Source organism: uncultured Jannaschia sp., assembly GCF_947494025.1.
GTDB lineage: Bacteria > Pseudomonadota > Alphaproteobacteria > Rhodobacterales > Rhodobacteraceae > Jannaschia.
On record NZ_CANLTQ010000006.1, the window covers coordinates 56,223 to 78,359 of the forward strand.

18 protein-coding genes are annotated in these 22,137 nt (G+C 70.3%); 6 read left to right on the forward strand and 12 right to left on the reverse strand.

Annotated features, from left to right (window positions below):
- Positions 1 to 16: 16 nt before the first annotated feature.
- From Q1B08_RS10515 to Q1B08_RS10525, 3 genes are read right to left on the reverse strand one after another with little or no spacing between them, the layout of a single operon-like run.
- The gene (locus Q1B08_RS10515; RefSeq protein ID WP_299818013.1) at positions 17 to 931 is read right to left on the reverse strand and encodes a lysylphosphatidylglycerol synthase transmembrane domain-containing protein; all 915 of its coding nucleotides are present in this window, start codon (positions 929 to 931) and stop codon (positions 17 to 19) included.
- Positions 928 to 2,541 carry a sulfatase-like hydrolase/transferase gene (locus Q1B08_RS10520; RefSeq protein WP_299818015.1) on the reverse strand — a complete coding sequence of 538 codons (1,614 nt, stop codon included), beginning with the start codon at positions 2,539 to 2,541 and terminating at the stop codon, positions 928 to 930. Before Q1B08_RS10520 ends, Q1B08_RS10515 begins: the two co-directional genes overlap by 4 nt.
- Positions 2,538 to 3,305 (reverse strand): CDP-alcohol phosphatidyltransferase family protein, encoded by a 768-nt coding sequence (locus tag Q1B08_RS10525; protein WP_299818018.1) that lies wholly within the window; start codon positions 3,303 to 3,305, stop codon positions 2,538 to 2,540. Before Q1B08_RS10525 ends, Q1B08_RS10520 begins: the two co-directional genes overlap by 4 nt.
- 148 nt (positions 3,306 to 3,453) lie before the next feature.
- Here Q1B08_RS10525 and Q1B08_RS10530 point away from each other — a divergent pair, with 148 nt between their 5' ends.
- On the forward strand, positions 3,454 to 4,038 hold the full coding sequence (locus tag Q1B08_RS10530) for a YceI family protein (protein WP_299818021.1): 585 nt from the start codon (positions 3,454 to 3,456) through the stop codon (positions 4,036 to 4,038).
- A 284-nt stretch (positions 4,039 to 4,322) separates the two neighbouring features.
- Here the strand turns inward: Q1B08_RS10530 and Q1B08_RS10535 are convergent, their stop codons facing one another.
- Together Q1B08_RS10535 and Q1B08_RS10540 are read right to left on the reverse strand one after the other, a co-directional pair.
- Positions 4,323 to 7,442 carry an efflux RND transporter permease subunit gene (locus tag Q1B08_RS10535; RefSeq protein ID WP_299818023.1) on the reverse strand — a complete coding sequence of 1,040 codons (3,120 nt, stop codon included), beginning with the start codon at positions 7,440 to 7,442 and terminating at the stop codon, positions 4,323 to 4,325.
- Positions 7,439 to 8,605 (reverse strand): efflux RND transporter periplasmic adaptor subunit, encoded by a 1,167-nt coding sequence (locus Q1B08_RS10540; RefSeq protein WP_299818027.1) that lies wholly within the window; start codon positions 8,603 to 8,605, stop codon positions 7,439 to 7,441. The genes Q1B08_RS10535 and Q1B08_RS10540 overlap by 4 nt, the downstream gene beginning before the upstream one ends.
- Positions 8,606 to 9,277: 672 nt before the next feature.
- Between Q1B08_RS10540 and Q1B08_RS10545 the strand changes: the two genes are divergently transcribed.
- The 4 genes from Q1B08_RS10545 to Q1B08_RS10560 are packed head-to-tail and all read left to right on the forward strand — an operon-like array spanning position 9,278 to position 13,383.
- On the forward strand, positions 9,278 to 10,447 hold the full coding sequence (locus Q1B08_RS10545; RefSeq protein WP_299818032.1) for a hypothetical protein: 1,170 nt from the start codon (positions 9,278 to 9,280) through the stop codon (positions 10,445 to 10,447).
- 2 nt (positions 10,448 to 10,449) lie between these two features.
- The gene (locus Q1B08_RS10550; RefSeq protein ID WP_299818035.1) at positions 10,450 to 11,289 is read left to right on the forward strand and encodes a mechanosensitive ion channel domain-containing protein; all 840 of its coding nucleotides are present in this window, start codon (positions 10,450 to 10,452) and stop codon (positions 11,287 to 11,289) included.
- A gap of 13 nt (positions 11,290 to 11,302) precedes the next feature.
- Complete coding sequence (locus Q1B08_RS10555; RefSeq protein WP_299818038.1) at positions 11,303 to 12,463, forward strand: M20 aminoacylase family protein; 1,161 nt, start codon at positions 11,303 to 11,305, stop codon at positions 12,461 to 12,463.
- Complete coding sequence (locus tag Q1B08_RS10560; RefSeq protein WP_299818041.1) at positions 12,460 to 13,383, forward strand: acetamidase/formamidase family protein; 924 nt, start codon at positions 12,460 to 12,462, stop codon at positions 13,381 to 13,383. Before Q1B08_RS10555 ends, Q1B08_RS10560 begins: the two co-directional genes overlap by 4 nt.
- A gap of 7 nt (positions 13,384 to 13,390) precedes the next feature.
- Here Q1B08_RS10560 and Q1B08_RS10565 read toward each other — a convergent pair whose 3' ends face one another.
- From Q1B08_RS10565 to Q1B08_RS10590, 6 genes are all read right to left on the reverse strand, one after another.
- Positions 13,391 to 14,248 (reverse strand): hypothetical protein, encoded by an 858-nt coding sequence (locus Q1B08_RS10565; RefSeq protein WP_299818044.1) that lies wholly within the window; start codon positions 14,246 to 14,248, stop codon positions 13,391 to 13,393.
- Between the two features lie 121 nt (positions 14,249 to 14,369).
- Entirely contained in the window at positions 14,370 to 15,320 is a 951-nt protein-coding gene (locus Q1B08_RS10570) for an ABC transporter substrate-binding protein (protein ID WP_299818047.1), read from the reverse strand.
- Between the two features lie 29 nt (positions 15,321 to 15,349).
- Complete coding sequence (locus tag Q1B08_RS10575) at positions 15,350 to 16,312, reverse strand: ABC transporter permease (protein ID WP_299818050.1); 963 nt, start codon at positions 16,310 to 16,312, stop codon at positions 15,350 to 15,352.
- Entirely contained in the window at positions 16,309 to 17,805 is a 1,497-nt protein-coding gene (locus Q1B08_RS10580) for a sugar ABC transporter ATP-binding protein (protein ID WP_299818053.1), read from the reverse strand. The genes Q1B08_RS10575 and Q1B08_RS10580 overlap by 4 nt, the downstream gene beginning before the upstream one ends.
- Complete coding sequence (locus Q1B08_RS10585) at positions 17,802 to 18,911, reverse strand: Gfo/Idh/MocA family oxidoreductase (protein WP_299818333.1); 1,110 nt, start codon at positions 18,909 to 18,911, stop codon at positions 17,802 to 17,804. The genes Q1B08_RS10580 and Q1B08_RS10585 overlap by 4 nt, the downstream gene beginning before the upstream one ends.
- A 17-nt stretch (positions 18,912 to 18,928) precedes the next feature.
- Positions 18,929 to 19,987 (reverse strand): sugar phosphate isomerase/epimerase, encoded by a 1,059-nt coding sequence (locus Q1B08_RS10590; protein WP_299818056.1) that lies wholly within the window; start codon positions 19,985 to 19,987, stop codon positions 18,929 to 18,931.
- Between the two features lie 106 nt (positions 19,988 to 20,093).
- Here Q1B08_RS10590 and Q1B08_RS10595 point away from each other — a divergent pair, with 106 nt between their 5' ends.
- Positions 20,094 to 21,089: a LacI family DNA-binding transcriptional regulator gene (locus tag Q1B08_RS10595; RefSeq protein WP_299818058.1), complete on the forward strand. Its 996-nt coding sequence runs from the start codon at positions 20,094 to 20,096 to the stop codon at positions 21,087 to 21,089.
- On the opposite strand, the gene Q1B08_RS10600 is transcribed toward Q1B08_RS10595, so the two are convergent.
- A complete protein-coding gene (locus tag Q1B08_RS10600; RefSeq protein ID WP_299818060.1) occupies positions 21,082 to 22,110 on the reverse strand; it encodes an L-idonate 5-dehydrogenase in 1,029 nt (342 codons plus the stop codon). The two genes, Q1B08_RS10595 and Q1B08_RS10600, sit on opposite strands and share 8 nt — an antisense overlap.
- Positions 22,111 to 22,137: the final 27 nt, after the last annotated feature.

Below are 22,137 nucleotides of genomic sequence, written 5' to 3' on the forward strand. Positions count from 1 at the left end.
GTCGTGTCGTCACAGGTTAACGTCCGGTTTCTCGCTGCGGCAAGTCACGTTCGATCCAACCGGACAGGACGGGCCAGAGCAGGCCGGGCAGGCTGGCCGCGAGGGCTATGGCACCGAAGGCCAGACTCGCCGCGACGCCCGCCGCCGCCGTGGCGCCCGCGAGCGGAAACAGGAGCGCGGCGGCCCCCTCGCGCCAGCCCCAGCCGGCGACCGAGACGGGAACCAGCATCGCCGTCAGGACGAGCGGGACGAGGGTCGTCGCCGCTTCCGGTCCGAGCCGCGTCCCGGTCGCCCGCGCGCAGGCGGCGAGGTTGAGCGCGACGACGACGAGGGCGAGCGCCGCCTGCCGGGGCCAAACGGCCCGCGCAAGAAGGGCCGTGCGGACGGCTCGGGCGAAGGTCGCGGAAACAGGCAGGCGACGTGCCAGAAGGGGAAGGAGGATCGCGAGGGCCACGGCGGCGAGCAGGATCGCGCCGGTGCCGGCGGGCCAGCCGATGCCGCCGGGACGGAGCAGGGCCAGCCCGAACCCCGCCGTCGCGACGGCGAACATCGCCGCCTGTCCCGCCAGCCGCTCGATCATCACGGCAAGAGCCGCCGTGCCGAACCCTGCCTCCGCGCGGGACCGGACGGCACGGGCGGCATCGCCCAGCACGCCGCCGGGCAGGGTCATGTTCACCGCCTGCGCGAGGTAATACTCGCCCACGGCCCGCCTTCGCGGGATCGCGAGGCCGAGCTGCGCCGCCGTCAGACGCCAGCGCAGCGCCATCAGAACGGTCTGCACCGTCAGCAGGAGCGCCGCCAGCAGGAGCCATCCGCCCTCGGCCTGTCTCAGCCGCGCCACGGCACCGGCGGCGTCGATCCACCACAGGATCAGCGCGACGAGGCCGAAGGAGAACGCGAGGCGCGAAAGCGCCGCCCGGCGGCCCCTCACGAGGGCTCCGCCGGCCGGGCCGTGGTCGTCGCCCGCACGAACCGGTCGCGGAACGCTGCCATCGGCCAGACCGGTGCGCCGGGTCCGGGCACGAGGCCCGGGGTCGGGTTCCAGCCGTCGAAGAGCGCGAGGACGTCCGGCGGGCCGATCAGGTGCAGCGGCACGTCCCGCCCGGCGACCTGCGCGATGGAGGACGCGGGCTGGTGGTCGCCCAGCACGATGATGAGGGGAGCGTCCGGTCCGGCCTGCCGGGCGGCGAAGCCGAGCGCGGCCCGCAGCGCGTAGTCGATGGCTTGCCGGTACTGGTCGCGAACGCGGTCGCGGTCCTGCCAGACGACGCGCGGGGGATCGCCCGCCTCGGCGTAGCGATCGAAGACCCGGCCGTCGCCGATCGCGTCCCAGTCGAGCATCGGCGGAATCGGCATCCAGGGCGCGTGGCTGGAGATCAGCGCGATCTGCACGAAACCGGGGCGCGGATCGGGGGGCAGCAGGCGCGGCCAGGCGGCGAGCGTGTACTGGTCCGGCATCGTGACCCAGTTGAAGGGCCGGCCGCGATAGCCCAGATCCGCTGCCGCGAGGACGGTCTCGAACCCGCTTCGCGGGCCTTCGGGCCAAGGGAGGGTGATCGCCGGCATCACCGCCGCGGTGCGGTAGCCCGCCTCCTGGGCGAGGTGCCACAGCGTGCGGCGGTCGCTCGCCAGCATCGCGCCGTAACGCGCCTGATCCCCTGTCTCGAGGCCGGAGGCGAAGGTGCCGTGGGCGAGCCAGCTCTGCCCGCCGGCGATGGGCGAGGTGAGCCACAGGCTTCTTGCGCCGAACCCCGCATCCGCGAGCCCGGTCGCGGCCGCCTCGAGGGTCGGAACGTGTGTTGTCGAATACAGGGGATTGCTGAAGCTGGCGCGGCCGTAGCTTTCGACGAAGAGAACGATCACGTCGCGCCCTTCCAGCCGGTCGAGGAGGCCGCTCGCCCCCGCGAAGGGGTCGGACGCCGCCGCCCGGCGATAGGCGGTCAGATCCCGCGCGGCGCTTTGCGCGCGGTCGGCATGGGCGAGCGCGATCCGGGTCGTCCCGGCCCTGCCGGGCGGATCCGTCGTTCGCGTCAGATCCGCCGCCGCGACGAGCGCGAAGCCGAGCGCGACGAAACCGGCGACGCCGCGCCGGGCGCCCCCGACGGGCCGCGCCCAGCATCCGAACGCCCAGGCGAGCAGCCAGACGAGAAGCGCGAGCGCCGCGACCGCGAGCGCCACGACGCCCCAGGCGGCGACCGGGCCGAGCGTTCCGGTCAGCAGGTTCAGCGCCGCCGGAAAGACGAAGCGGTCCGTCACCGGGTTGAACGGGCGCGAGAAGGTCTCGTGGAGCGCGAGGTCGGCGAGCTTGAGGATGGTGATCGCCGTGAGGGCCGCAACGAGGAGGATACGCAGCGCCTGCGACAGACGGGGCCGGCCGGCGGTCGCGACGAGAAGGCCCAGAAGAACGGGCAATTCCAGCGGCAGGCGCACGAACGTTCCGACGCCGAGCGCGGAGGGCCGGTTCGGAAGCGCGAGGAGGACCCAGATCACGAGCGCTGACAGGAGAAGGAGCGCGGCCCGCCCCGTCCGCCCGCCGCTCAACCCGGCCTCCGCAGGAGCCAAAGGACGTCACGCCCGAAGGACCACAAAAGCAGGCCGGCGGCGGCGAGGGCAAGTCCTGCCGCGGGCAGGCCCGCAGCGAGGGGCGGAAGCAGGGCGGCGAGCGTGCCGATCTGGATCACGCAGACGACCTTGCGGGACCACCGCGCCGGCAGGGCCGCGCGCAGTCGGGGCCTGATTGCGGCGGCGAGGACGAAGGCGTAGCGCGCAAAGCCGAGGACGAGGAGCGCCGGCAGGGCGAGCGGCCCCCCGACGCCCAGACGGATCGCGATCAGGGCGAGCACGGCGCCGAGGACGGCGTCCGTCTCCATGTCGAAGCGCGCGCCGAAGGCCGAGCAGAGCTCCGCGCGCCGTGCGAGCCAGCCGTCGAGTCCGTCGAGCGCGAGGGCCGCCGCGGCGAGCGCGAAGAGCGCGCCGGATCGCGCCGCGGCCCATTCGGGTGCGAGGACGGCCGTGGCCAGCGTCGCCGCGAGGGCGAGCCGCAGGAGCGTCACGGCGTTGCAGGCCCCGAGGGATCGATGCGGATAGCGTCTGACGAGCCCGCCCGAAGCGATCCCGGTTCCCGCCGCGAAACAGAGCCACGCGGCCGGGAGCGCCCTCATCGGCGCATCGAGGAGATGCAACGTCCCGGCGATCCCGACGGCGTAGAGGCCCGCGAGAGCGCAGAGGGCGCCGACGGGCGTCGCGAGAACGGCGCGGGCCGTCCCTGCGCCGACGCGGGCGCCGCTCCTGTCGAGGTCGGTCATGCGAGCATGAACGCGTCTTCGCGCGATGCCGTCAAGCGGGCGCTGCCGCCCTGCCGAGGACCCGTGCGAAGGGGCAGGGTCCGGGTGGTCACGCGAACCGGATCGGCGTAGTCTCGGAACATGCCCCGCACGGCCGAACGGAGGTGACATGCAACCCGGTCCGATCCTCGCCGCCCTTGTTTTCGCGCTCTCCCCGCCCGCCCATGCGGAGCCGCAACGCTACGCGCTCGATCCCGAGCACACCACCGTGGCTTTCATGATCGACCATGTCGGCTATGCCGCCGTGCTGGGCGTGTTCGGGGAGATCGAGGGCAGCTTCACCTACGATCTCGACAGCCAGGTCCTGTCGGATCTCGAGGTCCGGGTCCGGACCGCGAGCCTCGACACGTTCCACGCCGCGCGCGACGCGCATGTGCGGGGCGACGACTTCCTCGATGCCGAGGCGCATCCCGTGATGACTTTCGTCGCCATGGGCGGCACGCCGTCGGGCGAGGACGCCGGGACGGTGACCGGCGAGCTTACGCTTCTGGGCGAGACGCGGCCCCTGACGCTCGACGTGACGCTCAACAAGGCCGGCGACTACCCGTTCGGACACGGCCGCTTCGTCCTCGGTATCAGCGCCCGTGGCACGCTCGACCGCAGCGCCTACGGCATGACCTATGGGGTTGCGGACGGGCTGGTCGGCGACGAGGTGCGGATCATCGTCGAGACGGAAGCGATGCGGATCGACTGACCCGGTCCTGGCGAGGGCGGGTCGCCGCTTCGCGGGGTTGCCCTCTTCGCGTCAGGGCCATGGGTCGACTCTATCGTCCGGTGTCCCGGACGCTTCGCGCAAGGGACGACCCTCGGGAATCTTTGGCGAGAGCTTCGTGAAGGCGGGGGAGGCATGCCGTACAGGTGATGCGGACCGGTCTCCGTCGCCGGTATGGCCGTTGGCGACATTACGGAGAACGACGTCCGGGCCGGATCCCGCAAGACGCGAGTCCCGGTCGCGTCGCGTCGCAAGCCGGCCCGCGGTCACGCCGGAACGGCGTTGCGGGCCGCCCGAGGGGTCCGGCCGTCGCGCAGCATCAGCATCGCGGGTGTGACGACCAGGGTCAGGATCGTCGCGACGATCAGACCGCCGGCGATGGCGCTGGACAATTCGGTCCAGTACTGCGTCGAGGGGGCCCCGAAGGCCATCTCGCGGGTGAAGAAGTCGACGTTGAGGCCGATCACCATGGGCAGCAGGCCGAGCGCCGTGGTGAGCGAGGTCAGCACCACCGGCCGCAAACGCTGCGCGCCGGTGCGCAGCGCCGCTTCGTGCGGCGACAGGCCGAGGCGGCGCAGGTCGTTGTAGGTGTCGATGAGCACGATGTTGTTGTTCACCACGATCCCGGCAAGCGCGATGATGCCCACGCCCCCCATGACCACGCCGAAGGGGCGGCCCGTGACGACGAGGCCCAGCAGCACGCCGCCCACCGAGAAGACGATGGCGCTCATCACCACGACAGCCTGGAAGAAGCTGTTGAACTGAAGCACGAGGATCATGAACATCAGCAGGATCGCGGCGGCGAAGGCGGTGGCGAGGAAGGCCATGGATTCCTGCTGGTCCTCGGCCTCCCCGCCGAAGGTGTAGCTGCTGCCTTCGGGGAGGTCGGCGCGGTCGAGCGCGGCCTGCAACGCGGCGATCTGGTCGTTGACGAGCAGGCCCGGCGCGACGTTGGCCTCGATCGTCGTCACCCGCTCCTCGTCGATGCGGCGCACGATACCGACCCGCTCCACCGGCGTGAAGGTCACGAAGTTCGAGATCGGGACGAGCCCGGTCGAGGTCGGGACGCGCAGGCTGTTGAGCTCGGCAAGGGAGCGGTCCTCGCTGGGGAAGCGCACCCGGATATCGAGCTCCCCGTCCGCGTCCGAGGGGCGGTAATCGGTGACCGTGATGCCCTGCGTGAGGAGCTGCACCGCCTGTCCGAGCAGGCTGACATCGGCCCCGAACCGGGCGGCCTCGGCCCGATCGACGGTGATCGCCACCTCGACCCCGGGCAGCGGTCGCGTGTCGGTGACGTCGGTGAAGCCGCCGACCCGCTCCATCAGCGCCAGAATCCGCTCCACGGAAGCCATCTGCGCCGCCGGGTCGTCGGCGCGGACCTCGAGGCTCACCGGCTTGCCGCTCGCCGGCCCGCCGCTTTCGGTCTGGACCTGCACGTCGATGCCCGCGATGTCGGCCATCTCGGTGCGGATCCCCTCGCCGATCTCGTCCGCCGTCGGACGACGGTCCCAGTCGACGAGATCGAGCTGGATCGTGCCGATCACCTCCTCGTCGCCCTGTCCCGCGCCGATCGAGGCGCGGGCATAGACACTCGACACGCCCTCCTGGTCGAGGAGCCGGTCCTCGACGCGGCGCACCAGCGCGTCGCGCTCGTAGATCGAGAGGTTGTCGCGGGCATGCAACTCGACCTGCATGAACTCGGGCTCGACCGAGGGAAAGAACGTGACCCCGTTGCCGAAGGTGCCGTAGAGCGCGAAGCCGCCGACAAGGAGCGACAGAGCCAGGAAGAACGTCGCCAGCGGGCGCAGGATCGCCTTCTCGAGAAGGCGCACATAGGTGCCCGTCAGGCCGCCGATCTCGCGCGGGTCGCCCGCTTCGGCCGCCCGGAGCGCGGCCTTCGCCCGCGCCGTCTGCGGCTGCCGCCGGCCGATCAGGCCGCCCACGACGGGAATGAAGATCAGCGCCACGAAGAGCGAGGCGGTGAGCGTCAGGATCACCGTGATTGGCAGGAACTTCATGAACTCGCCGATCAGGCCGGTCCAGAACAGGAGCGGCACGAACACGCTCAGCGTCGTCGCGGTGGAGGCGATGATGGGCCAGGCCATGCGCTTGGCCGCATGGGCGTAGGCCGTTCGCGGGTCGTCGCCCTCCTGCAGGCGGCGGTCGGCGAGCTCCACGGTCACGATGGCGCCGTCGACGAGCATGCCCACGACGAGGATCAGCGAGAACAGCACCACGATGTTCATCGTGTAGCCCAGCATCCAGAGCGCGATGACGCCGGCGAGGAACGCGGTCGGAATCGACAGGCCGACGAGGATCGCCGAGCGCGGCCCGAGCGCGAAGAGGATCACGATCATCACAAGGATCACCGCGGCGATGACGTTCGATTGCAGGTCCGACAGGAGCGTCTTCACCTGCTCGCTCTGGTCCTGAAGGTAGGTCACCGTCACCGAATCCGGCCAGTCGCCGCGCATCGACTCGATCGCCGCCTGCGCCTCGGCCACGGTGTCGATGATGTTGGCGCCGGAGCGCTTGGTGATCTCGAGGGCGAGGGCGGGCTGCCCGTCGATCCGCGCGAAGCTCGTCGGATCCTCGAAGGCGCGGCGCACTGTGGCCACGTCGCCGAAGGTGACGACCGTGTTGCCGTCCACCTTGACGGGCATCTCCATGACGTCGTCGAGGTCTTCGATCAGGCCCGGCACCTTCAGCGCGATGCGCCCGTCGCCCGTCTCGATGGCGCCGGCCGCGATCAGCCGGTTGTTGCGCTGCAGCGTCGTGGTCAGCGCGTCGAAACTCAGGTCGTAGGTCTGGAACACGGTGGGGTCGATCAGCACCTCGAGGAACTCGTCGCGCGCCCCCCCGATATCGACCTCGAGCACGCCGCGAAGCTTCTCGACCTCGGCCTGCACGTCCTCGGCCAGCCGGTTCAGCGTCCGCTCGGGGACGGGGCCGGACAGGATCGCGGTGATGATCGGAAACAGCGCCGTGTTGATCTCGGTCACGGTCAGGTCGTAGGCATCCTCCGGCAACTCTCCCTCGGCGCGGTCGGCGGCCTCGCGCACCTTGTCCAGCGCCTCGTCGATGTCGCCGCCCGCGGTGAACTCGAGCTGCACGCTCGCGAAGCCCTCCGCCGCCTCGCTCGACATCTGCTCGAGCCCCTCGATGGCGCCGAACTCGGCCTCCATCGGTTCGAGCAGCAGCCGCTCGGCATCCGTGGGCGAGATGCCGTCAATGCCGGTTGAGACGTAGACGAGCGGCAGCGGCACCTCCGGGTTCGCTTCCTTCGGGATCGCGACATAAGCCACGGCGCCGACGGCAAGGATCATGCCGAGCAGGATCAGGACCACCCGGCTCCGGGAAAAGGCGGCGTCGATCAGCGCGTTCATTCGCCGGCCTCGCCGGCATTCGCTACGACGTCTGCCGTCTCCGCCGCCTCCGCAGGTTGGACACGCACCGGCTCGCCCTCCTGCACGAAACCCTGTCCGATCGTGATGATCTCGGCCCGCTCCGGCACGCCCGTGGCCCAGACGCCGGCGAGCTCGGCCCGGACGATCTCGATCGGGTGGAAGCGGACGAGGCCGTCTTCGACCGTCTTCACGCCCAGATCGCCCTCGGGGTTGAGCGACACGACCGACGGGGTGACGAAATGCGCCATCGCCTCGCCGGTCGGGATGACGACCTCCGCGGAAACGCCGGCGGGAATCGCCCCGTCCGAGTTGGCGACCTCGATCTCGGCGAGAAAGGTCCGCGTTTCGGCGGCGGCGGAGGTGCTGACGAAGGTGACCCGGCCCTCCCGCGTTTCGCCGGTGATGAAGGTCACCTCGGCTGTCATGCCGTCCTCGATCCGGTTCAGCGCCTGTTGCGGCACCTGGATCGCCACGGTCAGCGGCCGGTTGTCGACGATGCGGCCGATCTGTTCGCCGGCGGAGACGAACTCGCCGCGCGACAGCGACAGCGCCTCGATCCGCCCGGCAAAGGGTGCGAGGATGTCCAGGTCGGAGAGCTCCTGCTCGGCCGTGACGACCTGCGCCTCGGCCGAGGCCAGCGCCGCGCGTGCCTCGGCGACCCGGTCGGCCGTGCCGACGCCGCGTTCGAGGAGCTGCTCGGCATTGTCGCTGTCGCGACGGGCCCGGGTCAGAAGCTCCTCCGCGGTGGCGAGGTCGGCCTCGGCGCGGGTCGAGGACAGGCGCACGACCGGCTGCCCGGCCTCGACCACGTCGCCTTTCCGCACCAGAACCTCGGCCACATCGCCGGTCGCGCTGGCACGCAGCGGCGTGTCCCGATCGGGCTCCGCCTGGCCCTCGGCCTGAAAGGTCAGCGTCACCGGCGCCGCCTGCGACATCCGCGCGACGACGGAGGCCGGCTCGCGCTCGGTCGCCCGCTCGGGCACGGCCGGCGGGGCGGAGGGCAGGACGAAGCCGCTGCCCATCCACGCGACCACCGCGAGCAGGACGCCCCCCGCGATCCAGTTCGAGCGCGACGCGCCGCGATCCGTCTCGAACGCGAGCGGTTCGCGATTTGCCGGGGGCGCCTTCGGTGTCTCGTCCATGTACCGCTCGTCTCCGCATATGTCTCTGACCGCGCAGCTCGACCGCGCGGATTTCGGGTTAAATGCCGACCCTGCCCTGTAATCAAGGCCGATCGAAACCTGACGGAACAGGACGGATCACATCTCCGTCATCGCGCGCAGGGGTACACAAGGAGGGTTAACGACCCGTTTCCTCCCTGTCCGCCGAACGGGTACGGCCGCCCCGGCGGCGCGAAAGGATGCAACGGACGCGCTCGGTGCCGTCGAAACGCACCCGCCCGGAAAGACCCGCAGCCAAGCGTCGCCGTCGTTTCTTCTTCTGTGACGCCAATCGGTGGGCGTATGTATGTCGAAACCGGGGACAGTCACGATCATCGACGATTTCGAGGAGCGGCACAGTCCCGACATCAGTCCAACGACATGGACGTCGCGCTCCATCCCATATCGTCGCACAGTCCTGCCGTCTGCGCCACCTGCGCCGGACGCTCGCGCATGTCGCGGTGGCCGGGGACCGCATCTGGATCACCCGCGCCGGCGCGATCAGCGACCTGTGCCTCGGCAATCTGCGGGACCGGATCGTGTGACGCGCCGCCGGACGCACGGCGGAAATCGGTGAAGGCCGGAATCCGCGAAAGGGGCACTTTCCGACGGCGGCCGGGCGGGATAGCGTCGATGGGACCGACAGGACCGCGCATGCCCGACGACGACCCGCTGGCCCCCAGGCCCTTCCGGACGCTCAACCAGTTCTCCGAACCGTCCATGCCGGCGGACGAGACGTTCCAGCGTCTGTTCGACCGCGCCCGCAACCTGCTCGCGCAGACGAAGCCGGACGAGCCGCTCGTGGATGCGACGCATCTCGGGCGTGCGACGACGGAACGGCTCGACGACATCGTTCCGCCGCCGCCGTGGCAACCGGTTCTGCGCGACCTCGCGCTCAGCTATGCCGAATGGCTTGCGGGACCCGAAGCGGGGTCGCGCGTGCAGGTCGTCACCCTGCCGCCGGGCGGTCGCGGCCTGATCGACGCCTGGACCCGGGCGCAGGATCTTCGCGTGATCGAGGCGCCGAACCGTACGCTCCTCGTCAACGATCCCAGCCCACCGGCGCCCGACCTGACCGGGGAGGACGTCCTCGTCGTGCCGCATCTGGAGGACTGGTTCCTGCGGGACGCCGGCGGCCTCGACACGATCCGCGCCCTGCTCTCCGCGATCGCCGAGGCCGAGCGGCCGGTCTTCGTCGGCTGCGACAGCTGGGCCTGGGCGTATCTGTCGAAGGCGGCGGACGCCGCGGTGCTCCTGCCGAAGCCCTACACGTTCCAGGCCTATGACGGCGCGCGTCTGCAGGCCTGGTTCGGCGCGTCGACCGAGACCGTCCGCGCCCGGGGCACGCAGTTCCGCCGCGCCGAGAACGGCGACAACGTATTCGAGACGGAGGAGCCGCCGCACGAATATTTCGTCCGCCTCGCCGCCCGATCACTCGGAATCCCCTGGGTGGCCTGGGCGCTCTGGCGGGCATCGATCAGCGATCCGCATCCCGACGAGGACGCGGAAGCGGTGCCCGACATCCACGACGGCGACACGTTCTGGATCGCGCCCGTGCCGGAGCCCGCACTGCCCGAGGGCGACCGGCAGAGCGCGCTGCTCACCCTTCACGCACTCCTGATCCACGGCGGCCTGTCGCCGCGCCTGCTGCCGCGCGTCCTGCCGTCGGCCGATGCCGACAACGTCGTGCCGGTCCTGATCGAGGCCGGGCTGGTGGAACGGGTGGGCATGGGGGCGGACATGCGGCTTTCGGTCGTGCCGGCCGCCTATCCTTCGGTGCGCGCCGCACTGGGCGATGCCGGACTTCCACGGGACGGGATGTAGCGATGAACGGGGACGAGGCCAGCGAGAAGGCCGCGAAGCTCATCAACGACCTGCAGGACATCAGCTTCGTCAAGATCGCGCTGATCGTCCTCGGCACTTGGGCCATCATCGTTTTCGTCCGGCGGACCTTTCCGCTTCTTGCGCATAACGGGCCGAGCCAGCTGCGCCTTTACGTGCTGGGGGCGGTGCCGCTGATCCGGCTGTTCCTGTTGTTCGGGGCGATTGTCTGGATCATCCCGATCGTCTTCAACGTCACCTTCCAGAACTTCCTCGTCATCGCCGGCGCGGCCAGCGTCGCCATCGGCTTCGCCTTCAAGGATTACGTCAGCAGCCTGATCGCCGGCGTTGTCGCTATCTTCGAGAAGCCCTACCGTCCCGGCGACTGGGTCAAGGTCGGCGAGGATTACGGCGAGGTCCAGAACGTGGGCCTGCGCGCGATCACCCTGCGGACGCCGTCCGACGACATCGTGACGGCGCCGCATATACGGCTCTGGCAGGAGAACATCGTCAACGGCAACGACGGCGCGCGGACGCTGATGTGCGTGGCCGACTTCTGGGTCGCGCCCGACCACGACGCCAGGGCGCTGCGCGCCGCGCTTCGCGACGTCGCGATGACGAGCGCCTATCTCGATTACGACAACCCGGTCGTCGTCATCCTGTCGGAGACGCCCTGCGGCACGCATTACCGGCTCAAGGCCTATCCGTTCGACATGCGCGACCAGTTCGTCTTCGTCAGCGACCTGACGGTGCGCGGCAAGGCGGCCATCGCGCGCGCAGGCGGGCGGCAGGTCGTCGTCCCCGCCGCGGCGGAGCGGCCGAAGACATCCCCACCCGACCACTGAGAAAGGAACGCCCATGCCCATCCGCAACCGCTTCGCCGAATTGCTGCCGGAGATCACCGTGTGGCGCCGCGACCTGCACGCGCATCCGGAACTGCAATACGACGTGCACCGCACCGCCGGGGCGGTGGCCGACCGCCTCCGCGACTTCGGCTGCGACGAGGTGCACGAGGGAATCGGGCGGACCGGCGTGGTCGGTCTGATCCGGGGCAGGGACGCGGGGCCGACGATCGGGCTGCGCGCCGACATGGACGCGCTGCCGGTCCGGGAGGCGACGGGTGCGGATCACGCCTCCACCGTGCCGGGGGTGATGCATGCCTGCGGCCATGACGGCCACACCGCGATGCTTCTGGGCGCGGCGAAGTACCTTGCCGAGACGCGCAACTTCGCCGGCACCGTGGCCGTCGTGTTCCAGCCGGCCGAGGAGGGCGGGGCGGGCGCGAAGGCGATGCTGGAGGACGGGCTGATCGAGCGGTTCGGGATCGCCGAGATCTACGGGATGCACAATTCGCCGATGTTGCCCGCCGGCGCGTTCGCGATCCGGCCGGGGCCGTTCTACGCCTCGGTCGACAGCTTCCGCATCGACGTTCAGGGCCGGGGCGGGCACGCGGCGCGGCCGCATAACACCGTCGACACCACGCTCACGGCCTCCGCCATCGTGATGGCGCTGCAATCGGTCGTCGCGCGCAACACCGATCCGCAGCAGCCGCTGGTCGTTTCGGTGACCGCCTTCCATACCGACACCGAAGCGTTCAACGTCATTCCCGACCGCGCGACCCTGCGCGGCACGATCCGCAGCTTCGACAAGGGGACCCGGGCAAAGGCGGTGGACGACATCCGCCGGCTCGTGGAGGCGACCGCCGCCGCCTACGGCGCCAGGGCGACGTTCCACCTCGAGGAGGTGCCCTATCCGGTCATGGCGAACCACGAGGCGGAGACGCGCCACGCCGCCGAGGCCGCCCGCGACGTCGCCGGCCATGTGGACACCGACGCGCCGCGGACCACGGGGGGCGAGGACTTCGCCTACATGCTCGAGGTCTGCCCCGGCGCCTATATCCAGATCGGCAACGGCCCGTCCGCCGGGCTGCACCACCCGGAATACGACTTCAACGACGAGATCATTCCGGCGGGCTGCAGCTGGTGGGTCACGCTGGCGGAACGGAGGCTGCCGGCATGATCGTCGATGCCGGACCGAACACCTGCCACTGGGGCTACTTCGATGCCACGCTCGAGCCGGTCGCGGAGGTGGAGAGCGGGGCGGATGTCACGATCCGCACCGTTTCCGGCGGGCCGGACATGCTGCCGGGCGCGGGCTTCCACGTGCCGCCCGAGCTACTGGCCATCCACGCGAAGGGCCTGCCGGGGCGGCCGGGCCACGTCCTGACGGGACCGGTCGCGGTCCACGGCGCGAAGGCGGGACAGGTGCTGCAGGTCGACATTCTCGACGTCGCGCTGCGCCAGGACTGGGGCTACAACGTGATCCGCCCGCTGGCCGGGACGTTGCCGCTCGAGTTCGACACGCCCACGACCCACATCCTGCGCCTCGACGCGGAGGCGATGACGGCGCGGATGCCGTGGGGCGCGGACCTCCCCCTTGCGCCGTTCTTCGGAGTGATGGGCGTGGCGCCGCCGCCGAACTGGGGCCGCATCTCCACCATCGAGCCGCGCGCGCATGGCGGCAACATCGACTGCAAGGAGCTCGTGGCGGGTACGACGCTCTATCTGCCGATCCACGCGGACGGTGCGCTCTTCTCCTGCGGCGACGGACACGGGGCGCAGGGCGACGGCGAAGTCTGCATCACCGCCATCGAGACGGCGCTGGAGGGGCGGTTCCGTCTGACGCTCCGCGACGACCTGCCCCCCCGTATCCGGGCCGAAACGCCGACGCACTGGATCACGCTCGCCACGCATCCCACGCTCGACCGCTGCGCGGAGGACGCGACGCGCGACATGATCGACCTGATCGTGGCCCTGAAGGGCCTGACGCGGGAAGAAGCCTACATGCTCTGCTCGCTCGCCGGCGACCTTCACGTCACGCAGACGGTGAACGGCCACAAGGGCATTCACATGATGCTGGCGAAGACGCATCTGGCCTGACGGCTCCCTAGCGGCGCAGGTCGTGATCCTCGGCCCAGCGCCGGGCGGCCGCGAGGGTCGGTTCGGGCCGTCGCAGGGCCAGACGTCCCAGCCGCGTCGCCGCCCGTTCGAGCTCGGCCGTCCGGCCGCGCGGGATCCGGCCCCGTGCGGCCTCGTCCTCGGCCCGGTCCAGTATGCGGCAGACCCGGACGATGGCGGCGGGGAAATCCATGGCCGGGTCGTCGGGCACGAAGACGCCGGGCAGGGGCGAGGCCGTGACCTGCGTCACGAGACTGCAGAACTCCGGACCGAGCGGGGCGATCCGTTCGAGTTGCCGCGACGGGTCGTCCGGTTCCGTATCGGTCAGCGTATGGACGCGGAGGGCGAAGGCCCGGGCCGCTGTGGTGATCTGCAGGATGGTCAGGATGAAGCTGACCGACAGCGTCAGCACGACCATGCCGTTGACCGCCGCGATCATCGACAGGTTGTCCCACCACCCGTTCGTCGGCTCGACGATCGACGCGCCGAGGGTGGAGAGCGAGGCGCCGACGAAGGCGACCGTCTCGAGCAGCGAGGCCTCGGCGCCGGTCTCCGTCTTCGCCAGCGACCGCCCTGCCGCGAACATGGCGGTGTAGCCGATGAGATGGAGGATGATCCAGGCGAACGCGATCGCCGTCAGGATCAGGGGTCCGATCAGGTTTCGCAGGCCCAGCCCGAAGCGGCGCTCCAGTCGCGGCACCAGACGGCCCGCCAGCCGCCAGAGCGCATAGGTGATCCGGAAGCTGAGCGGCCCGAGACCCGCCATGCTGATGGTCGTGCGGAGGAAATCGTAGAAGACGAAGACGACCAGCGACGTCCCCGCGAGGAATAGAATGGTTCCGGCCATGCGCGTCCCCCTGCCCGGACGGTTCGCGCGCCGTCGTACAGGATGGCATCAGCGGAGACCACGCCGAAAGCGGCCCGGCGGGGATGCCGGGCCGAACGGGACCCCGGGGTTCGGAACCCGATCAGAACGGGCTGTCCTCGAAGTAGTAGTCCTCCGCATTCTCCTGCGTCACGAGGACGGAGCCGATGGTGAACGTGCCCGAAACCGGCGCGGAGGAGGTCAGGCCGACGGCGGTGAGCTCGATCGCGGTGGCGATCATCGCCGGCGGGTAGGTGACGTTCGCGGGGATCATCGGATCGCCGTCGCGGGTGCGGGCGATCATCTCCTTCATGCCGGCCCCGCCGAGGACGAACTGCACGTCGTCGCGCCCCGCCGCCTCGATCGCGGCGAGCACGCCCACCGCCATGTCGTCGTCGGAGGCCCAGACCGCGTCGATCCGGTCGTGCTTCGACAGGAAGTCCTGCATGACGGTGAAGCTGTCGTCGCGGTTCCAGTTGCCGTGCTCCATGTCGATGATCTCGATGCCGGAGCCTTCGATGGCCTGCTCGAACCCTTCGACCCGCTCGTTGTCGATGGTCGTGGGGATGCCGCGCAGCGCCACGATCTGGCCGCCATCGGGCAGCGCCCCGGTCATGTACTCGCCCGAGACCCGGCCGAACCCGGAATTGTCGCCCGCGACATAGAGATCCTCGATCCCCTCCTGCGCCAGCCCGCGATCGACCACCGTGACCCAGGCCCCGCTGTCGGCGACGGCCTTGACCGGGCCGGTCAGCGGCTCGGATTCGAAGGGCAGAACGACAAGCGCGGAGATGTTCCGCGTGGCGAGCATGTCCTCGATGTCGTTGACCTGCTTCGAGGGATCGGACGCCGTGGCGAGCACGAAGTCGAGCTCCGGATAGACCTCCTCCAGCCGGTCGATCGCCTCCTGCGCGTGGAAGTTCATGCCGCCGGCCCAGCCATGCGTCGCCGCGGGGATCGAGACGCCGATCACCTGCGTCTCCTGCGCGAAAGCAGGCAGGGCGGTCGCGGTCGCGAGCGCGGCGCCGAGAAGCGTTGTCGTGAGATGTTTCATGTCGGTCCTCCCTTGGGTGTTCCGAGGGTTCAGCCCCCGGCCTTGCGTTCCCGCTGCAAGATGACGGCGAGAATGATGATGACGCCCTGGATCGCCCCGTTCAGGTAGGGGCTGACCCCGTCGGTCAGGTTCAGGATGTTGTCGATCAGGCTCAGGATCAGGACGCCGATCACCGTGCCCCAGATGCGGCCGAACCCGCCCTTGAGCATCGTGCCGCCGATGATGACGGCCGCGATCGCCTCCAGCTCCCACAGCACGCCGGTCGAGGACGAGGCGGAGCCGAGGCGGGGGACGTACATGATCGTGGCGATCCCGACGAGAAGGCCCAGGAACACGTAGGTCAGCATCCGCACGCGGTTCACGTCGACGCTGGAATACCGCGCCACCTGATCGTTGGAGCCGACCGCCGCGGCATGCCGGCCGAAGGCGCCGCGGCGCATCACGATCTCGCCCAGCACGGCGACCAGCGCGAAGACGATGATCGGCCAGCTGATCCCGAGGATGCCGTCGTAGTAGATCGGCCGGATCACCGTGCGCATCCCGAAATCGAGCGAAAGCGTGCCGCCGTCGGCGAGCCATGTGACGAGCGAGCGGTAGATGCCCATCGTGCCGAGCGTGACGATGAACGCCTCGATCCGCATCGTCGTGACGAGAAAGCCGTTCAGGAACCCCGCGATGAGGCCCGCGACGATCGCCGCGCCGACGCCCACGCCCACGAGCGGCCAGCCCGGCCCCATCGTCGGCAGGAGGCCGTTCATCACGAGGATCATCAGCCCGGCGATAAAGGCCGCCATGGAGCCCACGGATAGGTCGAGCCCGCCCGCAGTGATGACGAAGGTCATGCCGACCGCGATGATGCCGATAAAGGCCGAGCGCGACAGTACGTTGGTCACGTTCGCCGCGCTGAGGAAGTTCGAGTTCATCGCCGCGCCGACGAGGATCAGGGCGACGAGCGCGAGGATCGGGCCGAGGACGTGAAGATCGGGCTTCATGCCGCCGCCCCCCGCATCCCGTCGAGCCCCATGGCGAGGCGCACGATCCGGTCTTCGCCGATCTCGTCGCCGGTGAGCTCGCCCGCGACGCGGCCCTGCCGCATGACGAGGATGCGGTCGGCGAGGCCGATCACCTCCTGCATCTCCGAGGAGATGACGATGACGGATTTCCCGTCCGCCACCAGCGCGTGGATGAAGGCGTAGATCTGCTGCTTGGTGCCGATGTCGATGCCGCGCGTCGGCTCGTCGATGACGACGATCTCCGGGTCGGCGAGCATGGTCTTGGCGAGGAGCAGCTTCTGCTGGTTGCCGCCGGACAGGTTGCCCACCTCCACCTTCCGGTGCGGCGCGCGGATGTCGAAATCGGCGATGGCGCGGTCAAGCGCGCGATCCTCCGCCCGCTCGTCGATCAGGAACGCGGTGAAGTCGGACAGGCTTTGAAGGGTCAGGTTCTCGCGCATGCCCTTGGCGAGCAGGAGGCCGCGCGCCTTGCGGTCCTCCGTGAGGTAGGCCACCCCCGCCGCGAGCGCGGCGCGCGGGCGGTCGAAGCGGACCTCCCGCCCGTGCATCTCGATCCGGCCGGTCGCGGTCCTGAGCCCGACCAGCCCCTCCATCGTCTCGGTCCGGCCCGACCCGATCAGGCCCGCGATCCCGAGGATTTCGCCGCGACGGAGGTCGAAGGAGACATCCGCGGCGTGACCGGGCACGCTGAGGCCCCGCACGGAAAGCACGACCTCCTCACCGACGGGGCGCGTGCGCGCGGGATAAAGGCTGGAGACGTCGCGGCCGACCATCGCGGTCGCCATGTCGTCCTCGCTCATCTCCGCGGTCGCCGCCTGCGCCACGACGCGGCCATCGCGCATGACGGTCACGCGGTCGGAAATCCGCTTCACCTCGTCGAGCTTGTGGGACGTGAACAGGAGGGCGACGCCCTCCGCGCGAAGCCGGTCGACCTGCTCGAACAGCACCTCCGCCTCCCGCTCTGTCAGGACGGCGGTCGGCTCGTCCATGACCAGCACGCGCGCCTCACGTCCAAGGGCCTTGGCGATCTCCACCATCTGCTTGTCGGGGTTGGAGATGTCGCGCACCCGCGCGTCGAGCGAGACCTGGCAATTCAGACGATCCAGAAGCTCCCGCGTCCGCGCCCGCATCGCCCGTTTGTCGAGGAACGGGCCGCGCTTCAGCTCGTGGCCGAGAAAGACGTTCTGCTCCACGGTAAGCTGCTCGGCGAGGTTGAACTCCTGGTGGATCAGCACGACGCCGCGCGCTTCCGCGTCCTGCGAGCCGGCGAAGGTCACCGGCGCGTCGTCGAGCAGGACCTGCCCGGCGGTGGGCGCGAGGTAGCCCGACATGATCTTCATCGTCGTGGACTTGCCCGCCCCGTTCTCCCCGATCAGCGCGTGCACCTCGCCCGGGTTCAGGACGAGATCGACGTCGAACAGCACCTGCACGTCGCCGAAACGGCGGTCGATGCCGGAGAGCGTGAGCTTCACAGCTCGACCCAGGCGGCGTTGCGCTTGGCGGAGCGGATGCAGGCGTCGATGAAGCGCACGCCGCGCAGCCCGTCCGCGACCGTCGGCAGGAGGTGTTCCGGCGTCCGGCCCTCCCGGCGCGCCTCGATCAGGTCGGCGGCTTCGGAATAGATGTTCGCGAAGCCCTCGAGATAACCTTCGGGATGTCCCGCCGGAATACGGCTGCCGCTCTCCTCCGTGAAACCTGCGCCGCCGCGCGTGAGCTTGCGCTTCGGCTCGCCAAAGGGTGTGTGCCAGAGATAGCCCGGATCCTCCTGCGCCCATTCGAGCCCGCCCCGGTCGCCGTAGACCCGCAGGCGCAGCCCGTTCTCGTTGCCCGGCGCGACCTGACTGCACCAGAGCGTCCCACGCGCGCCGCTCGCGTAGCGCAGCAGCATGTGGGCGTTGTCGTCCACCCGGCGCCCCTCGACGAAGCTTTGCAGGTCGGCGGCGAGGCTTTCGACGGCGAGCCCGCTCACGAACTCCGCGAGGTTGAAGGCATGGGTGCCGATGTCGCCGATCGCGCCGCCCGCGCCGGAGCGTTCGGGATCGGTGCGCCATTCGGCCTGCTTGTTGTCGCCCGTGGCCTCCGCCGCCTCCGTCAGCCAGTCCTGCGCGTATTCGACCTGCACCAGCCGGACCTTCCCGATTGCGCCTTCGGTCACCATGCGGCGCGCCTGCCTGATCATCGGGTAGCCGGTGTAGTTGTGGGTCAGCACGAAGAGCGCGTCGGACTTCTCCGCCGCCGCGGCCATCTTCTTCGCGTCCGCCAGCGTCGAGGTCAGCGGCTTGTCGCAGATGACGTGGATGCCGCGGCGCAGGAACTCCCGCGCGGCGGGGAAGTGGACGTGGTTCGGCGTGACGATCGCAACCGCCTCGATCCCGTCGCGGAGCCGCGTCTCGCGACGGGCCATCTCCGCGTAGTCGCCGTAGCTCCGCTTCGGATCGAGCCCGAGCGCGCGGCCCGACGCTTCCGCCTTTTCCGGCGTCGCGCTGAGCGCGCCGGCGACCAGCTCGAACCGGTCGTCGAGCCGGGACGCGATGCGGTGCACCCCGCCGATGAACGCGCCGGACCCGCCACCGACCATGCCCAGACGGATGCGGCTCACCGATCCAGCCCCAGCATGGCGCGGTTGGCCGCGTCGTCGGTGCCGCCCGCGGCGAAGTCGTCGAAGGCCTGCGGCGTCACGCGGATGATATGGTCGCGAACGAATCGCGACCCTTCGCGCGCGCCGTCCTCGGGGTGCTTCAGGGCGCATTCCCACTCGACCACGGCCCAGCCGTCGAAATCGTTCGCCGCCATCTTGGAGAACACCGCGCCGAAATCGACCTGACCGTCGCCCAGCGACCGGAACCGGCCGGCGCGGTCCACCCAGGACTGGTAGCCGCCATAGACGCCCTGCCGCCCCGTCGGGTTGAACTCCGCGTCCTTGACGTGGAACATCCGGATGCGGTCGCGGTAGATGTCGATGTTGTCGAGGTAATCGAGGCATTGCAGCACGTAATGGCTCGGGTCGTAGAGCATGTTCGCCCGCGGATGCTGATTCAGGCGGTCGAGGAACATCTCGAAGGTCACGCCGTCGTGCAGGTCCTCGCCGGGATGGATCTCGTAGCAGATGTCGACGCCGTTCTCCTCCGCGTGGTCGAGGATCGGGCGCCAGCGCGCGGCGAGCTCGTCGAAGGCCGCGTCGACGAGGCCCGCGGGGCGCTGCGGCCAGGGATAGACGTAGGGCCAGGCCAGCGCGCCGGAAAAGCTCGCCATCCGGTCGATCCCGAGATGCCGCGACGCGGTGATCGCCATGCGCACCTGCTCCACCGCCCATTCCTGCCGCGCTTTCGGGTTGCCGTGGACCGAGGGATCGGCGAAGCCGTCGAAGGCCACGTCGTAGGCCGGATGGACGGCGACGAGCTGGCCCTGCAGGTGGGTGGAAAGCTCGGTCACCTCCACGCCGTTCGCGCGCGCCTGACCGGCCCATTCCTCGCAGTAATCCTTGCTTTCCGCCGCTTTCGAGAGGTCGAGGAACCGTGCGTCCCAGCTCGGCGCCTGCACACCGGCATAGCCGCAATCGGCCGCCCATTCCGTGATGCCGGTCCAGCTGTCGAACGGGGCCGCGTCGCCGGCGAACTGCGCCAGAAACAGGCCGGGGCCCTTGATCGTCTTCATCGCTATCCTCCCTCGGCGGGTGGTTCGCCCCCTCCGGCGCACCGCTCATGTAATCGTTTACACGGTCCACATCGTCTGGCAAGCCGCTCGCAAAGGAACGGTTCGAATGACGCGCAAGCCCCGGATCGCCGATGTCGCGCAACTTGCGGGCGTCTCCACCGCCACGGTCAGCCGGACGCTGTCGCGGCCCGACCGGGTGGAGGAGATCACCCGCGCCCGCGTGCTCCGGGCGGTGGCGGCGACGGGCTACCGGGTGAACGCCGCCGCGCGCGACCTGCGCTCTCGCCGGGCCCGGGCGATCACCCTGCTCGCGCCGAACCTCGCCAACACCTTCTTCAGCCGCATCGTCGCGGCCGTGCAGGACGTCGCCGGATCGGCCGGGCTGGTGGTGCAGATCTCGGATTCGCAGGTCGAGGCGGCGCGCCTTTCGGCCATCGGCACCGACGGGCGCACCGATGGCATCCTGCTGCTCGACGGGGCGGTGGACCCGGCCATCGTGGCGAGCTGGACGGTGCCGGTGGTGATGGTCTGCGAATGGCTGGAGGGCGTGGACCTGTCCTCCATCGGGACCGACAATGCCGGCGGGATCGGACAGGCTGTGGACCACCTGGCCGGGCTCGGCCATCGCCGGATCGCCTTCCTGTCCGGGCCGTCCGGCAACGTGCTGAGCGTCGCGCGGGCGGCGGGATACGAGGCCGCGATGCGGCGGCTCGGGCTGGCCGTGGCGGCGCCGGACCGTTTGCCGGGCGACTTCACGATGCGGAGCGGGGCGGCGGCGGCGGTCCGCTGGGCGGCCGTGCCGGACCGGGCGACGGCCGTGGTCTGCGCCTCCGACGAATCCGCGATCGGCTTCGTCAGCGAATGCGACCGGAAAGGGTTCGCCTGCCCGCGCGACGTGAGCGTGGTGGGCTTCGACGACATCGAGTTCGGGGACCGGTTCATCCCGCCGCTGACGACGGTGCATCAGCCGCGCGACCTTTTGGGCCGGCGGGCGGCGACCCTGCTGGTGGAGGCGCTGTCCGGTGGCGCGCCGCTCCGGCCGGGGCGGCGGATGCTGCCGTCGCGTCTGGTGGTGCGCGGCTCGACGGCGGCGCCTAGCTGAAGGCGATCTGCGCCTTCATCGCGCGGCTGCGGTCGCCCGCCGTCTCGAAGGCCTCGATCACGTCCTCGACCCCGAAGCTGTGGGTGACGAACGGCCCGACGTCGATCAGCCCCTTCCGCATCAGCGACACGCCGGCGGCGAACTCCTCATGGAAGCGGAAGCTGCCCCGGAGCGTCAGCTCCTTCGCGGTCAGCGCCTGCATCGGGACGACCATGTCGCCGCCGAGGCCGAGCTGGACGACCGTGCCCCCCGGCCGCATCGCCGCGATCCCGGCGGCGAGCGCCGGCGCCGCGCCGGAACATTCGTAGAGCACGTCGAACGTCCCCTTCTCCGCCTCCCAAGCCGAAAGGTCGCCGTTCCGCATGTTCACCGTCGCGTCCGCACCGGCCGTCCGCGCCATCTCCAGCGTGAAATCCGACAGGTCGGTCGCGACGATCAGATCCGCCCCCGCGCGCCGGGCGCAGAGGATCGACAGGATGCCGACCGGGCCGCAGCCGGTCACGAGCACCGCGCGGCCGACCATCTCGCCGGCCTGCCGCGTGGCATGGAGGCAGACGGCGAGCGGCTCGGCCATCGCGGCCTCCGCAGGGGTCAACCCGTCGGCCGGGACGCATTGCGCCGCCTCGGCGACGAGCACCTCGCGGAACGCGCCCTGAATGTGCGGAAACGGCATGGCGGAGCCGTAAAATCGCATGTTGAGGCAGTGGTTGGGCTTCCCTTCCAGGCAATACCGGCATTCCCCGCAGGGCCGCGACGGCGAGACTGCCACGAGCTGCCCGACCGACAGCCCCTCCACGCCGGGTCCGAGTGCCGCGACATGGCCGGACACCTCGTGTCCGAGCACCAGCGGCTCGCGCACGCGGATCGCCGTTCCGATCCCGCCGTGCTGGTAGTAATGCAGGTCCGACCCGCAGATGCCGCCTGCCGCCATGCGCACCTGCACCTGTCCGGGGCCGGGCGTTTCGACGGGGCCGTCCTCGATCCGCAGGTCGCGTGCGCCATGAATGACGATGGATTTCATGGGGACGCCTCGCTAGGGAAAGGGTTT